Origin of the sequence: Bradyrhizobium genosp. A (assembly GCF_049949275.1) — a bacterium.
Taxonomy (GTDB): domain Bacteria; phylum Pseudomonadota; class Alphaproteobacteria; order Rhizobiales; family Xanthobacteraceae; genus Bradyrhizobium.
Genome location: NZ_CP188196.1, coordinates 6,254,437 through 6,268,993 on the forward strand (window position 1 = coordinate 6,254,437; position 14,557 = coordinate 6,268,993).

General features: G+C 61.5%; 10 protein-coding genes, 1 tRNA gene and 1 pseudogene. 5 read left to right on the plus strand and 7 right to left on the minus strand.

Annotation, left to right across the window (positions count from 1 at the left end):
- Nucleotides 1-155: 155 nt before the first annotated feature.
- Genes ACP2YP_RS29350 through ACP2YP_RS29370 form a run of 5 tightly spaced genes read right to left on the minus strand, consistent with a single transcriptional unit; the run spans nt 156 to nt 6,967 of the window.
- Entirely contained in the window at nt 156-1,724 is a 1,569-nt protein-coding gene (locus tag ACP2YP_RS29350; protein WP_426419722.1) for an MFS transporter, read from the minus strand.
- A complete protein-coding gene (locus tag ACP2YP_RS29355) occupies nt 1,721-2,908 on the minus strand; it encodes an HlyD family secretion protein (RefSeq protein ID WP_426419723.1) in 1,188 nt (395 codons plus the stop codon). Before ACP2YP_RS29355 ends, ACP2YP_RS29350 begins: the two co-directional genes overlap by 4 nt.
- Entirely contained in the window at nt 2,909-5,134 is a 2,226-nt protein-coding gene (locus ACP2YP_RS29360; RefSeq protein WP_426426305.1) for a molybdopterin cofactor-binding domain-containing protein, read from the minus strand.
- Nucleotides 5,131-5,619 (minus strand): (2Fe-2S)-binding protein, encoded by a 489-nt coding sequence (locus ACP2YP_RS29365; RefSeq protein ID WP_426426306.1) that lies wholly within the window; start codon nt 5,617-5,619, stop codon nt 5,131-5,133. Before ACP2YP_RS29365 ends, ACP2YP_RS29360 begins: the two co-directional genes overlap by 4 nt.
- Before the next feature lie 40 nt (nt 5,620-5,659).
- On the minus strand, nt 5,660-6,967 hold the full coding sequence (locus ACP2YP_RS29370) for a c-type cytochrome (RefSeq protein ID WP_426419724.1): 1,308 nt from the start codon (nt 6,965-6,967) through the stop codon (nt 5,660-5,662).
- A 478-nt stretch (nt 6,968-7,445) separates the two neighbouring features.
- Between ACP2YP_RS29370 and ACP2YP_RS29375 the strand changes: the two genes are divergently transcribed.
- From ACP2YP_RS29375 to ACP2YP_RS29385, 3 genes are all read left to right on the plus strand, one after another.
- Entirely contained in the window at nt 7,446-8,591 is a 1,146-nt protein-coding gene (locus ACP2YP_RS29375; RefSeq protein ID WP_426419725.1) for an MFS transporter, read from the plus strand.
- A gap of 185 nt (nt 8,592-8,776) precedes the next feature.
- Entirely contained in the window at nt 8,777-9,925 is a 1,149-nt protein-coding gene (locus tag ACP2YP_RS29380) for a hypothetical protein (protein ID WP_426419726.1), read from the plus strand.
- Between the two features lie 128 nt (nt 9,926-10,053).
- On the plus strand, nt 10,054-10,947 hold the full coding sequence (locus ACP2YP_RS29385; RefSeq protein ID WP_426419727.1) for an SDR family NAD(P)-dependent oxidoreductase: 894 nt from the start codon (nt 10,054-10,056) through the stop codon (nt 10,945-10,947).
- A gap of 93 nt (nt 10,948-11,040) precedes the next feature.
- Here ACP2YP_RS29385 and ACP2YP_RS29390 read toward each other — a convergent pair whose 3' ends face one another.
- Together ACP2YP_RS29390 and ACP2YP_RS29395 are read right to left on the minus strand one after the other, a co-directional pair.
- Nucleotides 11,041-12,309: an adenylate/guanylate cyclase domain-containing protein gene (locus ACP2YP_RS29390; RefSeq protein WP_426419728.1), complete on the minus strand. Its 1,269-nt coding sequence runs from the start codon at nt 12,307-12,309 to the stop codon at nt 11,041-11,043.
- Nucleotides 12,310-12,327: 18 nt separating this feature from the next.
- Nucleotides 12,328-12,433 (minus strand): annotated as a pseudogene (locus ACP2YP_RS29395) (LysR family transcriptional regulator); the annotation flags it as partial.
- A gap of 283 nt (nt 12,434-12,716) precedes the next feature.
- Between ACP2YP_RS29395 and ACP2YP_RS29400 the strand changes: the two are divergent.
- Nucleotides 12,717-13,841: an alkene reductase gene (locus ACP2YP_RS29400; protein WP_426419729.1), complete on the plus strand. Its 1,125-nt coding sequence runs from the start codon at nt 12,717-12,719 to the stop codon at nt 13,839-13,841.
- 302 nt (nt 13,842-14,143) lie between these two features.
- A tRNA-Trp gene (locus ACP2YP_RS29405) sits at nt 14,144-14,212 on the plus strand.
- The last annotated feature ends 345 nt before the right edge of the window (nt 14,213-14,557 follow it).

Consider the following 14,557-nt stretch of genomic DNA (forward strand, 5'->3'; position numbering starts at 1 on the left):
GGCGTCGCGCTTGCGCAGCCTTCATCAAGGCACCGCCAAATTCTTGTGTTCCATCGTCGAATATTGGACACATGGCGTGTGGCGGCGCCAGCGACATCTCCGATCGGAGCACGAGCAGCATCGGCCGGCAATTCTGACAAGGACCTCGAATGCCTCTAGTTCCCGGTCGTTCGCGGAACGAATGCGGCGAGGATCCAACATACCGCCGCCACTGCGGCGGCAGCCAGGAATCCATCGATATAGCCAAGCACGGAAGCCTGTCTTGCGACCGCATTGGCCAGCAGCTTCACGGCCTGCGCAGCGCCGTCCGAGGCATCCGATACGCGTGAACCGAATGCGCGGCCATAGACCAGCAACCGATCGACTGTGAGGTCATCTTGCGGCTGCACATGCAAGCCAAGCAGGTTGGAATGGACCTGCTCGCGCACGCGTACGAATGTCTGCATGAAGCCGGAGCCGATCTCTCCGCCAAGCATTCGGCTCGTCTGCATGAACGTGCCGATAGCAACCGCTTCCGTAGGCGTGATCGATCGCGCGATCAGCACGACCAGACTTGTGAGTGCCAATGATTGCCCTACGCCCTGGATTGCCTGTGACGCCAGAAAGTCGTGGGTTGCCCATTGATCCGTCAACCCGGTAGCGAAGAGGCACGCGATCCCGATCAGCGCGGCTCCCAGACCCAGCGTCCACCGCGGATCGAGTTGCTGGAGAAGTCTCGCGAGCGGCAGGACGAGCAAAAGCTGAGGCAGCGCGATCCAGATGAGAACGGCTCCAATCTGAAGACCGCGATAATTCTGAATGAGCTGCAGATAGCTAGGGATGATGTAACCCGTCGATAGAATGATGAAACGGAAGCCGGCCAGAATTATGAAGAACAACAACAGGTAGCCGCGAGCGAGAATTCGAATATCGATGGCCGGACGAAGCGCCGTAAGCTCGCGGGCCACGAACGCAGCCACGCCAAGACATCCTCCCAGGAGCAATCCGGCTACAAGACCGCTACCCATCCAATCGAGCCGATTGCCCTGGTCAATCCCGGCATACAGCAGGCCAAACCCAAGCCAGCCGTACAGGAGCGCAGGCCAATCCAGATTCTCAAACTTCGCGCCTTCGGCTGGATCGTCTTCGGGCGTGCCGTAGCGAATACATGCGAACATGATGGGCAACACCAGGCAGTATTGCCAATTGATCCATTGCCACGACCAATGGTCCGTATAAAAGCCCTCCAGCGACGCAGCGACATTTTGCGAGAACTCCGCATTCATCGCATAGATCGCAAGGCCATAGATCTTCAGACGGCTGGGCACGTGACGGATGATGAAGATGATCGTCAGCGGAATGAAGGTGCCGGCCCCAAGGCTCCCCAAAGCCTGCGCGACGAGATACGCCGGCAGGTTCGGCGAGAACGGCGCCAGCAGGCTCGCGGTGAAGAACACCGCGATGCCGGCCAGAAGCATGCGACGTGGACCGATCACGCTTGCCAGATAGGGGCATGATATCCCGCCGATCAACTGGCCGATTCCAATCGCCGTCGTGATCCAGGCGCCTTCGTCGAAGCCGGCCCCAAGAGCACCACGAAGATCGGCAAGTCCGAACACGGCAACCCGGGTGCTGAGGGTGGATGCCATGGAGCCCAGCATCACGCCGAAAAGCCCGACATATGGCTTGAAGGTATCGCCGCGGCCGGCCGCCGGGGTGGCGCTCAATGAGGCAGCGGCTGTCACGGTGTCCGCGCTTGATTATTTGAAACGGCCGTTGCCGTTTCCTGATCGGTGTCGATTGTCGCGACGACAGACATGCCGGGCCGAACCAGCGCGCCAAGAGCCGGATTTGGATCGAGAGTTATTTTGACAGGAACGCGTTGCACGACCTTGGTAAAGTTGCCTGTCGCGTTGTCGGGCGGCAGCAACGCGAAGATCGAGCCCGTACCGGGCGACCAGCTCTCCACACGCCCGGTCAACACCAGAGAAGGGAAAGCATCGACGGTAACGCGTGAGGCGTTCCCCGCACGCACCCTGGTCATCTGCGTCTCCTTCATGTTGGCAACGACCCACAGATTGTTGAGCGGAACCATGGTAATGACCTGACTGCCCACGCCGACGAACTGGCCGGGGCGCACCTGCCTGGCCGCGACCATTCCGTCCGCGGGCGATGTGATGCGGGTGTAACCAAGATTGTTGCGCGCAAGATCGACCTGGGCCTCGGCAGCGCTCGTCTGAGCGGCAAGCTGCTTCTCCTCGATATCGAGCTGCGCCAACGCGGCCTTCTGCTGCGCGAGCTGGGCAAGGTTCAGCAGTACAGTCGCCTCTGCCTTGAGCGCGTCTGCATCCGCTTGCTCGACGTGCTGCTCCGTGCCGGCAATTTGTGTCTGCAACAAATTACGCTGACGCTTGTCTTCGGCCGATGCCCGGGCAAGCTCGGCCTGGCCCGCATGGACCGTGGCCTCGGCCTGTTGAATCAGGGTCATTTGAATTGTGCGCCGAGATCCGATCTGGGCTTGCGCGGCTTGCGCCGCCGCCAGATTCGCCTCGGCGAGGTCGAGTTGGGCCTGATAGTCCGAAGGATCAATCTCAACGATGAGGTCGCCGCGACGCACTTTCTGATAGTCGTTGACCGCAACGCTCTTGATATATCCGGACACCTTGGTGGCAAGCGGCGTTACGTCGCCGGCCATATAGGCATCATCTGTCCGCTGATAGCGGTATGCGCCGGTCCATCGCTCCCAATGCACAGCCACAATCCATGCAACCGCGACAATGATGACCGCGGTCAAGGCATGGAAGATCGGCTGTCGGCGAGCCCAATTCGACATGCTGCGCGTATGGGAGCCAGGATCGACGTCCTTCGCGACGCCTGCATGAATGGAGTCCGCCGTCTCAAGCGACATCGAGAGAATGTTCCGTTCCAATCAGGCCCCTATCGCTTTCCTGATGCGAGCCGACCTGAACGGAAGATCGTGCAACCGAACACCGACTGCGTCCCTGATCGCGTTGGCAGCCGCGGCTCCAGTCGGCGCCTGCGCGGCCTCAGCGACGCCATAGAAGGCGTCGCCAGGCCGATCTATCAGATGGACTTCGACCGAGCCCGGAACGCTGTCAAACCGCATGATCGGATACGCTGACCAGTCCACGGATGTGACGCGGGTACGATCGAATGTGACTTGCTCGAACAGCGTCCAGCTTAGCGACTGCAAAATGCCGCCTTCGATCTGATTGCGGATGCCATCCGGATTCACGATCTGCCCCGTGTCCACAGCCGCCACAACGCGAACAACCCGAACAACTCCGGTTTGGCGCTGCACCTCGATCTCGACGGCCACCGCGCACCAGGCTTCGAGATTCTTGTAGCGCGCAAAGCCGAACCCGAAGCCAGTGCCGTCGGAGGACTTCACCCGCATAGCCCAGCCGAAACGGGACGCGGCCGTTTCGATCACTTCGCGAGCACGAGGGTCTTCGGTGTGCCGGAGCCGAAAGCTGACCGGATCCTGGCTCGAGCGAATCGCCAGTTCGTCCATGACGCTTTCGATCGAGAGGACGTTTAGATAGCCTCCCAATGAGCGCATCGAAGAACCCCGCAACGGCATGTCCGGCAGGAAGTGGCTGATCACCCTGGCGTTCGGCAGAGCATAAAGCGGGATCGCGTTTCGATCGCCGCCGCCCTCAGGCTGTGCGAGGGCAACGGGCGGTGGAGACGGAAAAGGGTCGGATTTCAGTCGCGCAGCTGTCAGCGTGCCGGGAGGACCGGGTCGCATCATGTGCGATTGACTCCAGACCTCATGATGCCAATCGGCAATCGTCCCATCCGCTCCAACCGCCGCCCGGAGCTTGACCACCATGCCGGGTCCGAACGGATCCCACGCATTCTCTTGCTCACGCATCAGCTGGACCCTGACCGGCCGACCGGGCATTGCCATGGCGAGCATCGCTGCATCGGCCGCCGCGTCATCGGCTCCGTTGTGGCCGTAACAGCCGGCGCCTTCTGCGTGGATGCACCGGACTTTCTCAACAGGCATCCGCAGCATCCCGGCGATCGCATCGCGGAGAAAGAACACGCCCTGGGTATGAGTCCAAACCGTGAGCTCGCCGTCCTGAAACAGGGCAAGCGCGCAGGACGGCCCGATCGAACCGTGCGTGAGATAAGGCCTGCTGAAGGTGCCCTCGACCGAGATTCCCGGCTGGCCCGGAGTTCCCGTATCGTGAATCGTCGTGTCGTGCGAAGGCAGCTTCATCAAAGCGGCTGGCAAGTCCGCGCTGTCAGGCAGGACTTGCCGTTCGATCCACGTCGTGGTGGCCGCGAGAATCCGCATTCCTTGAACAGCGGTCCACTCCCGATCTGCGAGCACGCCGAGGAAGTTCCCGTCTCGCACGACCTTGACGATCCCGCTTATCCGCTCGACCCGAGCGATATCACAGTCTCGCAACGTGGCCTCGTAGCTCGGAGGGCGGACAACACGACCATGTAGCATCTCCTCGGGGTGCAGATCCTGAACGTAGGCGGTGCCACCCGTCACCTTGGCCGGAATATCGATCCGCGGCACCGGTTGAGTCATCACGGTGAAGTCCGCCGGCGCGGTCAAGCGCGAGGTCGGCTTGGCCTGAACTGACAGCAGTTGGTCACGAACCAATTCGCCATAGCGCAGCCGCACGCCGTTGGGGCCGACTACCTCGCCGTTGCGGGCCTGCAGCGATGCTGCTGGCACGCCGAGCCTCCAGGCGGCCTCACCGATGAGTATCTCGCGCGCCTGCGCCGCCGCATGCCGAATTGCCGTGCCGGAGTCCTGCATCGAGTGGCTTGCAGCCGTATAGCCTTCATTCGGCGTCCGCGCGGTGTCTGCCGTAACCAGCGACGACCGATCGAACGGCACCTTGAGCTCCTCGGCCGCGACCTGGAGGAGTGCGGTCTTGAGGCCCTGGCCAAGCTCGGCCTTTCCAGTGAGAATCGTAACGGCACCCGACGCGTCAACGCGGATCCAGGAATCGATTTCCGGCGTGTCGTCGAGGCTTCCCGGAAGACCGAGCTTCGAAGGTCCTCCGCCCGTTCCGGTTTCGGTTTGCGCGTACGTCCTGGAGAATTGGAAGGCGACGATCAGCGCGCCGGCGCCCGCCAGTACGCCCCGCCTTGAGACACGCTTCATCGTTCGGTCCTCGCGTCGGCCGCCTTCGACTTCATTTCCTCCGCAGCACGGCTGATCGCACGCAGGATCCGCATGTGCGTTCCACATCGACAGAGATGAGGCTGGAGTTCGGTCCTGATCGTCGCGTCGGTGGCGTGCGGATCGCGTTCCAACAGCGCTTGCGCGCGCATCATCATGCCGGGAATGCAGTAGCCGCATTGAGCGGCTTGTTCCGCGATGAAAGCGCGCTGCATCGGACCTGGGGCATCCACACTCCCCAGCCCCTCGAGCGTGGTGATCTTTCGTCCTTCCAACACCATGATGGGCGTTACACAGGAGAAGACCGCCTTACCGTCGACGATGACGGTACAAGCTCCGCATTGACCGAGGCCACAACCGTATTTTGCCGCGTTGAGCCCAAGTTCATCCCTCAGGACGTAAAGCAACGGCGTGTCCGGGCTCGCCTTGATGGACCGGCTCTCGCCGTTAACGGTCAGGGTTGTCATATGCTTCACCAAACTTTCTGCTCTTTGCGGGTAGCGCGACTTACCGACTGCCTCTTGCTTCCGCGATCGCCTTGGCTACTCCATTCCACCGCTGTTTTCCGGCAGCCTGGGTCCGCAAATAGTTGGCGAGATCCGAGATCTGCCGGTCGTCAAGGACTTCGCCGAAGCCGGGCATGATGGGCCGCGCAGAGCCGCTGCTGGATGCCGGTATCCCCCGCATCACCAGATTGACCAGGTTGGCCGGCGTCTCATCCGCAACGGCGGTGGAGAAGCCGAATCTCAAGCCGCCGAAGGGCACGGGTCTGTCGCCTTCGTGGCACGACGCGCACATGGCGGCGTAGATCGCGCCGCCCGGGTCCGACGGAAGCGTTGGCGTCGCCGCTTGCGCGCCGGCGGCCTGCGGCAGTCGCCCGGGCCCCGAAGGAGCCGGCACTTTCACGTCGCTCCGCCCTTCACTCTTTCCGAGCGACGCAAGATAATAGGCCATGGCGCTTACGTCGGCAGGATCGACCAGGGACAGATTGTCGACCACGTTCGCCATGGGTCCCTGGGCCGTTCCGTGCTGAGGGTGCGAACCACGCGCGAGATATTCCGTCAGGGCCGCCTCGTCCCATGGAACGGGCGATTGCGAGCTTCGACCGAGCGCATAGGCGCGCCACCCCTCGGCTTCGCCTCCCTCGAAGCTGGCAGATGTCTCTTCCGCCCCGAGCAGATTTCGAGGGGAATGACAGGCGCCGCAGTGCCCGAGCCCGTCGACCAGATATTTTCCCCTATTCCATTTCTGATCCTTCGAGGGATCGGCGACGAAGCGTGCCCGATGCAGAAAGAGCAATTTCCAGCCGGCCAGCGTCAGGCGAACATCGAGAGGAAACGGAAGCTCGTTCGGCGGCGCCGACGCCCTGACCGGATCAATCGACATGAAGAAGGCATACAACGCCTTCGCATCATCATCCGACACGTGCGTGAAATGATCGTATGGAAACGCCGGGTAAAGGTGACGGCCTTCACGGTCCACGCCGGCTCGCAGGGCGCGAACGAACGCCTGCTCCGACCATCGCCCGATCCCCGTATCCGGGTCAGGCGTGATATTGGTGGAATAGATGGTTCCGAAGGGCGTTGGCATCGCAAGCCCTCCCGCGTATGGCACTCCGCCCGGCGCGGTGTGGCAGGTGGCGCAATCTCCGAGCAGCGCAAGGCTCGCGCCACGGCGCGCCTCGGCAGGATCCGGAGTTCTGGCTGATCGAGAATCGACCGGAGGAATCGGTGCTTCCCAGGCATAGAGAAGTGCCGCGGTCCCGCCGATCGCCCCGATGGCAAGCAATGCGAGCAGAACGAACCTGAGCTTCATCGCCTTCCCCTTCTGAATGAATACGGCATATCAGGCGGCCGCAGGCGCCATCTTTTCAATTTCATGCGGCACTTGAACGATCGCGCGATCGATGGCGCCGTTGCCGCAATGCGTTGCATTGCTGCCCGCTGCGTCGAAATCAGAAGACCATCCAAAGCACGCGCAGGAAGTCCAATACGCGCGCAGGGCTGGGGCGTAGGGTCTCAGTCTCAACTAACTAATTGGTGTGCTGCCAAGACAGCTGACCGTTGCAGTTCGAAAGAAGCGCGGCCGCGACGTCCGCCGCTGCGCATGAGAGCCATTCTGATCACCCCTTGCTATTTATCATTTGATAATTAACTACGGACCCTGTCAGAGGTCAAGTCCCGGACGCGCCGAACCGAGGCGACGCCGGCGAACGAGGATTGCAGCCATGTCAACGTCGACTCTCACGACGGACCAATCAGGCACGGGACTCACACGCGCACGTACATTTGCCATGGCGGTTTTTGCAGGTATCGCGGTCGCAAATATCTACTATAATCAGCCTCTGCTGGGCCTGATCGAAGCCGACTACCCGAACTCGTCGGCGATCGGCCTGATCCCTACAGCGACACAATTCGGCTACGCGGTCGGTCTCCTCGGATTGGTCCCATTGGGCGATCTCGTGGAACGGCGTCGCATCATCGCTGTGCAATTCCTCGTATTGGCGGCCGCGCTCGCTTTCGCTGCCGTTGCGCCAACCACGTTGGCGTTGATCGCAGCATCGCTGATGCTGGGCGTGGCGGCCACCGTGGCCCAGCAGATCGTCCCGTTCGCTGCGACGCTCGCCGATGACCGGACACGCGGCGCCGCGGTCGGCACGGTTGTGAGCGGAATCCTGGGCGGCATTCTGCTCAGCCGCACGATCGCCGGTTTCGTCGGATCGCACTTCGGATGGCGCGAGATGTTTTGGCTCGGCGTCCCCCTGGCACTCGGCGCCGCCGTGCTGGTCCGTTTGATTCTGCCGCGCCACCGCGCGACGCAAAGCATCGGATACACTGTCGCGCTGCGTTCGCTCGTTCACCTGCTCGTCGAGGAGCCGGCGCTTCGACTGGCCGCCGCAACACAGGCGATGCTGTTCGCCTCCTTCATCGCTTTCTGGACCGTGTTGTCTCTCCATCTGCAGGAGCCGGCGTTTCGGTTAGGTCCTGAGATTGCCGGCCTGTTCGGCGTCATCGGTGCGTCGGGAATGTTCGCGGCGCCCATCGCGGGTCGCGTGGCGGACAAGCGCGGACCGCATCTCGTGATTGCGGTCGCGGCCGCCATCTCGCTGTCGTCCTGGCTGGTTTTCGTCGGCTGGAACGGCGTCGCGGGACTGGTCGTGGGCGTGGTGCTGCTCGATGTTGGAGTGAATGCAGCCCTCGTTTCAAATCAACACCTGATTTTCGCCCTCCGCCCGGAGGCGCGAAGCAGGCTGAACACCGTATTCATGACCGCAATGTTCATCGGCGGATCGCTCGGATCCTTTGGCGCAAGTTGGACCTACACGCACCTGTCATGGCCCGGCGTTTGCGCTTACGGGGCACTGCTAGCGGCGGCAGGCCTGCTCCTGCAGTTACCGACGATTTTGCCTCAAACCGGCGAGAAGGGATCGCATCGATGACGTGCGCTCCTGGATTTTGAGAACGGCCATTTGGAGGTTGCCAGGCATGCGCATCGCGGTGGTCGGAGGCTCTCTTGCGGGTCACCGTCTCCGAGCGATCGGGCCATGGTCTAGAGGGTCGCGGAGCCGACCTGCACGCGAGCCCGTCAGTCGGCTGTCGAAACTGCGAGATTTAGGAGAAGCGAATGAGTTGGCATGCCGAGCATAACTTCACGGTTACGATCGCTGGCGGATCGGTGGCCGGACTTTGCAATGCGATTACACTTCGCAAGCTCGGCGCGACCGTAAGCGTTCACGAACGGATGCCGGGTCCAATGATCGCCCGGGGAGCGGGGATCGTCGTTCAAAACGAGCTAATTCAGCTGCTCAACGAGAACGGCGCAGGCCCTCTCCCCTTCACGACCTGCCGCGGTCGGCGCTATCTCGATCCCGAGGGCGGAGACGGCGTTCTGCAGCAGATGCCGCAGGAATTCACCTCCTGGGAAGCTATCCACGCGGCACTTCGGGCCACCATTCCGGATGAATGTTATCGGGCGGGCTCTGAGGTCGTAACTGTGTCGCAGACGGGCTCCAAGGTCTCGGCAACACTTGGTGACGGCTCCACGGTGGAAAGCGATCTGTTCGTGGCCGCCGACGGTTCTGGCTCCGCAATCCGGCGCAAGATGCTGCCCGATATCGGTGCGAGGTATGCCGGCTACGTTGCCTGGAGGGGGACGCTGGACGAAGGCAACGTGCCTCCTGATCTTCTGCCCTTCTTCGATGATCTCTTCACGTTCTCCGAAGCCCGCAGCGGCGGGCACATGTTGGCGTATTTCATTCCGGGAAGCGACGGCGCCGTCGAGAAAGGATCGCGGCGGCTGAACTGGGTGTGGTATACGCACGTCGGTCTTGCCGACCTGACGAATGCGCTTACCGACAAGAATGGCGGCCGGCATCGGTCTTCGCTTCCGCGCGGCACGACGCCGGAGAGGACCATAGCCGATCTTCGGGCCCGCGCCTCGCGCGAAATCCATCCGAAGATGGCCGCATTGGTCTCGGAAACGCCGGACCCTTTCCTTCAGACCATTCTCGACGTGACGGTACCGAAAACCCAGTTCGGTCGTGTCCTGCTGACCGGCGATGCAGCTTTCGTCGTGCGGCCACACACCGCGGGGGGAACCGCCAAGGCGGCCTACGAGGCCTCGGTTCTCGCACGCGCATTGAAGTCGGCACGCTCGAACGTCGACGTCGCTCTCCAGTCCACGGAGCAGTTGCAACTGGAATATGGCAACGCCCTCTACGAATACGGCCTCGCGCTCGGCAATCGCTGGTCGCGCGAAAGGAGCACCGATTAGCTCGATCAGCTTGGGTGCACGATGCGCGCGCCCCCCGAGGTTCAATGAAGGTGCGCAAGTCGTCTTCCGACCACGGGTCAAGGCGAGCCTCAAAGAGCACATGAAGTAAGGGACTTTTAGCTTTGGCAATGACGGTTTTCCCGACGATCATCATCACCGGTGCGACCAACGGAATCGGCAGGGTCGCAGCCGGCAAACTGTGCCGAGAGGGAGGAACGCTCGTCCTGATCGCTCGGAGCGCAGCGAAGGCGGCGGAAACGCGCGCCGAAATCTCGAAATCGGGATCGCTGGCGCAAATCGACTTCATCGAGGCCGACTTCACGGATCTCGCATCGGTGGGACGCGCCGCCGGCACCCTTCTCGACCACTATCCGAAAATCGATTGTCTCATCAACAACGCAGGTATTCACGCCTTCCAGCAGCGCATCACCCGTGACGGCCTTCCGGAAATGGTTTCCGTCAACTACTTCGCGCCATGGCTGTTGACCGCGTTGTTGTGCGACCGGATCGTGGCATCGGCTCCGTCCAGGATCGTCACGGTCGCCTCGGAAGCATCGCGCCGCGCGAAAGGCATTCGTCCCGAGATCGACCTGCTCGACACCAGCAGCTTCTCCGCGATGGGATCATCGGAAGTCTACGGCCGCACCAAATTGATGGACATCATGTTCTCCTGCCAGCTCGCGCGACGGCTGTCTGGTAAGGGCGTGGCTGTGAACTGCCTTGATCCCGGCTTCAATGTCACCGGGCTCGGGCGGGATCTGCCGTTTTCGGGCATCCTGGCGCGAGCGCTGACAGCGCTTCGCATCGGATCCCCCGAACGCGGAGCGTCTCTCATCTACAAGCTCGCCACGGATCCTGCCGTCGCCAACACCACTGGAGGGTACTATACGGTCCGCCAGACGAACCCGATCGTGCCGGTTGCGCCGGGCGGAGACCCCGATGCCCAACAGGAACTGTGGGCGGCGACCGCCAAGATACTGCGCGATTTCCTGACCTCTGAGGGCGGATTCAAACTGCCTTAAGCGGCTGCGCTTTTGCCTCGTCGCACGAATTGCCTTCATGTCCTGGAACGGCGGCTGGCCGGACTGGCGCACGATCCGGACCAATCGACGAGATCACCGGGACAGTCCGTACACAGACACGAGAGCGGACACGCCTCGCAACTGGTGTTCGCCGAGATGTTCGACATCCTGGGAAAGATGTCGTGCGACTGCTTCCGTCATGAGCAGTTCCCGGCCAATCGTCTTCGTGAGCGCTTCCACCCGACAGGCTTCGTTGACGGCCGCGCCGATTACGGTGAAATCGAGCCGATCGGGCGCTCCGACGTTACCGAAGAAGACTTCGCCTTCGTGCAAGACGATGCCTGCCCGGAGTTCGGGACGGATCTCAAGTGACGAATACCCGGCCGCCTTTTCGTTGAGGATGGCCAGACGTGCCATGGCGTCCTTGGCGGCCAGCACCGCCGAGTGCGACGCATGTTCGATGCCCGATGTCACCGGAAACACGGCGAGCATGCCGTCCCCGATGAACTTGAGGACTTCGCCACCATGGGCGGCGACGGCGCTCGCCATCGTTTCGAAATATGCGTTGAGCAGGACGAGCATGTCCGCCGGGGCCAATGTGTCCGACATCGTCGTAAAGTTTCTGAGATCGGAGACCCAGATGACGGCCCGTATGGAATCGCCTGCTCCACGCTTGATGGCGCCTTCGAGGACCTTCGCCGCGGCGCCCGAGCCGAGATAGGCGCCTAACGTATTCTCGGAGATCCTGAGTTCGCTATGTCGCTGCACATGCAGTGCGAACAGCTTGAAAAGTGCGTTCAGACAACCGATTTCCGCGTCGGAAAAGCCCTCCACCGCCGTGGTAGCGATGGTGATCACGTTGCGCGTGTCGAGGCCGGACAACGGGATCGCGACGTAGTCTGTCATGCCGGCGGCCGCCAGTTCGCGCATGATCGGAAACTCCGCCTGCGCTGAAGGCGTCTGGGGCGCTCTTCGAATCGTATCGCCGGTCGCGACAATCCGCTGCAATGGATTGAGCATGTAGGCATCGGAGACAATTGCCGCATCCGCGACGCGCACCTCATCGCAAAAACCGTCATCCGCATTCCATACCCAGGCAAATCCGACGAGTTGCGGGTGAAGCGTACCGATGTGCAACGTCAGACGGTCAATGGAGGAGCCGGCCGCCTTCATCCTTGCAATCAACCTGACCAGCAGCTCGATCATCTCCCGTTCCGCGGACGCATCTTCCAGCAACCAGTGCTCGATCTCTGGGAATGTGTCATTGACCTTGGCGGTTATCTCGATAGGGCCCGCCCGGCGGACGAAGGAAACCGAGGGCGGATAGCATCGGGGCGAGGGATCTGGAATCTTCTTATTCATGTGAAATCCATTCGGGCTTCAGGTAGCGACGTCGCGCCCGAACCGATCGACGAGAGAATCGATGAAGGGCCGAACCCTTGACCGAAAGATGTCGCGTGGGTGGATAGACTGCGTAAAGGGCCAGTGACGATAGTTAGCACGGACGGCTTGAAGACTGCGTATGCACTGCGCGCAATGTGGTCTGCGGGACGAGACATTACCGAATTCGGTCTCTCGCCGGCACCTGTCGCGTAACGTGCAAAATCGTTCAAATCAGATGGAGGATGTGCAAGCCGGACGACGCCAAAGATGCTTCTCTGGAGGCTGTGGCGCGCGATGCTGCTCGCCGGGACAACTTTCGGGCATCCGACGGAAGCTGATCTCGCCAGCGCAGTATCGACGCAGCGATTTCCTGGAGGGCGAGAAACATGGCGGGTCTCTTTCATCCGACAAGCTTGGGTGATCTCGATCTCACAAACAGGATCGTCATGGCGCCGATGACGCGCTCGCGCGCCGACGAACGCCGCGTCATCAATCCTTCCGCTTCCGAATACTACGCAGCGCGCGCGGACGCCGGTCTGATCATAAGCGAGGGCATCAACGTTGGACCGATGTCAAACGCGTTTGATCGAACGTCTGGCCTGTGGAGCGACGCGCAGACCGAGGGATGGAGAGCGATCGTCGATCGCGTCCACGATAAAGGCGGCCGCATCGTCGCCCAGCTCTGGCACGGTGGGCGCGCCAGTGCCCGTGGTCTTTTGTACGACAAGCAACCGCTCTCGCCATCGGGCGTGAATGACGATCTGGACCGGCTGCAGGTATGGGCCCTTCTCGCCAACGGTGCCTACGTGCGCGTCTCCGCGACGACGTCGCGCGCGATGACCCTTGGGGAAATCCGAGTAGCCGTGGAGGAATTCAAGCTGGCGGCCGCCAACGCCGTTCGCGCAGGCTTTGATGGCGTGGAAATTCACGGTGCCAACGGCTATCTGATACACCAGTTTCTCTCGCCGACCATCAATCAGCGTACCGATGAGTATGGTAGAAGCGTCGAAGGCCGCTCGAGATTGCTGCTCGAAATCGTTGCGGAGATTTGCGATGTCATGCCGCGATCGCGCATAGGCCTGAGGCTATCGCCCTTCGCCGACTACAACAGCACGCGAGATCCAAACCCCGCATTCACCTATGGACGGCTCGCACATTGGCTGCAGACCGCCGGGCTCGCGTATCTGCATCTGGCCGATACCAATGCATGGACCGGAGCGCCTGACTACGAGAGGATGCTGCCGATATTTCGCGAACACTATCGCGGGCCTCTCATCGTTAACGCGGGCATCACCCCCGAGCGCGCCGCCGACATCGTCAATTCCGGCGAGGCGGATGCAGTCGCGTTCGGTCGTCTCTTTCTCGCCAATCCGGACCTCCCGGCGCGCATTCGAGCTGGCGGCCCCTACAATTCGCCAAAGCCGTTCGGAATCTATGGCGGTTCGGATGCCGGATATCTCGACTATCCGAGCCTTGAGTCCGTTGCGCAGGAAGTCGCCGAGGAAGGCTAGTGCTCCTGGGTCGCGGCAAGGTGGCCGAAACGATGGCAGAGCCGCTCGGGCGCTACCATCGCGCGCAGGACATCGCACAAATTCGTAGGTCGGCGTAGAAAATCGTACGCTTGGTAGTGGGGGTCCGCTACATCGCGAAACCCACTATCTCAGAAGCCCTGCTATCGGCGTGCAGCCTAACTCAAGAAGCCGCGTTTCGATAGTCCGGCGAAGGCCGCCGTTCGTGCGCTATCCCTCACGACTAAATGGTTGGCGAATAGGTTCAATCCCGGACCTGCAACCATCTCAAATTGCTGTTTCAGGCGGTCGCCTGAGCGGCTGGCGTTGCCCTCCAAAGGAAAAGGTCACACGTTCGAATCGTGTCGGGTGCGTCAACAACATCGACGTGCAACCTCGATTATCTGCCTTCAATTCGAAGCCCATCACAGACCCACCAATCCGCCCATATTGCCGTCAAGCCGACTAGCGGAAGGCAAAGGCGCGGGCAACGCATGAACTCCTCTCGGAAACTATCAGCTTTCGTCCTAGAGAGGCTTACGACAAGGCGTGCGGTGGCACTTTTGTCTTTCTCCGGCCAACTGGCCGCGTATCCACGGACTAATTTGGGGGCGCTCCGCACTGCGGCACACGCAGGGCAGTTGACGGAATTCGCAAAGGGAGTAGCCCTAATACGACCACAACGATGCGCCTCCCGCATCGGGAGCCGAGACTTTACA

Bases quoted from the DNA above. Each gene is read 5' to 3' on its own strand.
- ACP2YP_RS29400 (WP_426419729.1), top strand. From the start codon at position 12,717: ATGGCGGGTCTCTTTCATCCGACAAGCTTGGGTGATCTCGATCTCACA.
- ACP2YP_RS29380 (WP_426419726.1), top strand. From the start codon at position 8,777: ATGAGTTGGCATGCCGAGCATAACTTCACGGTTACGATCGCTGGCGGA.
- ACP2YP_RS29365 (WP_426426306.1), bottom strand. From the start codon at position 5,619: ATGACAACCCTGACCGTTAACGGCGAGAGCCGGTCCATCAAGGCGAGC.
- ACP2YP_RS29385 (WP_426419727.1), top strand. From the start codon at position 10,054: ATGACGGTTTTCCCGACGATCATCATCACCGGTGCGACCAACGGAATC.
- ACP2YP_RS29375 (WP_426419725.1), top strand. From the start codon at position 7,446: ATGGCGGTTTTTGCAGGTATCGCGGTCGCAAATATCTACTATAATCAG.
- ACP2YP_RS29370 (WP_426419724.1), bottom strand. From the start codon at position 6,967: ATGAAGCTCAGGTTCGTTCTGCTCGCATTGCTTGCCATCGGGGCGATC.
- ACP2YP_RS29390 (WP_426419728.1), bottom strand. From the start codon at position 12,309: ATGAATAAGAAGATTCCAGATCCCTCGCCCCGATGCTATCCGCCCTCG.
- ACP2YP_RS29360 (WP_426426305.1), bottom strand. From the start codon at position 5,134: ATGAAGCGTGTCTCAAGGCGGGGCGTACTGGCGGGCGCCGGCGCGCTG.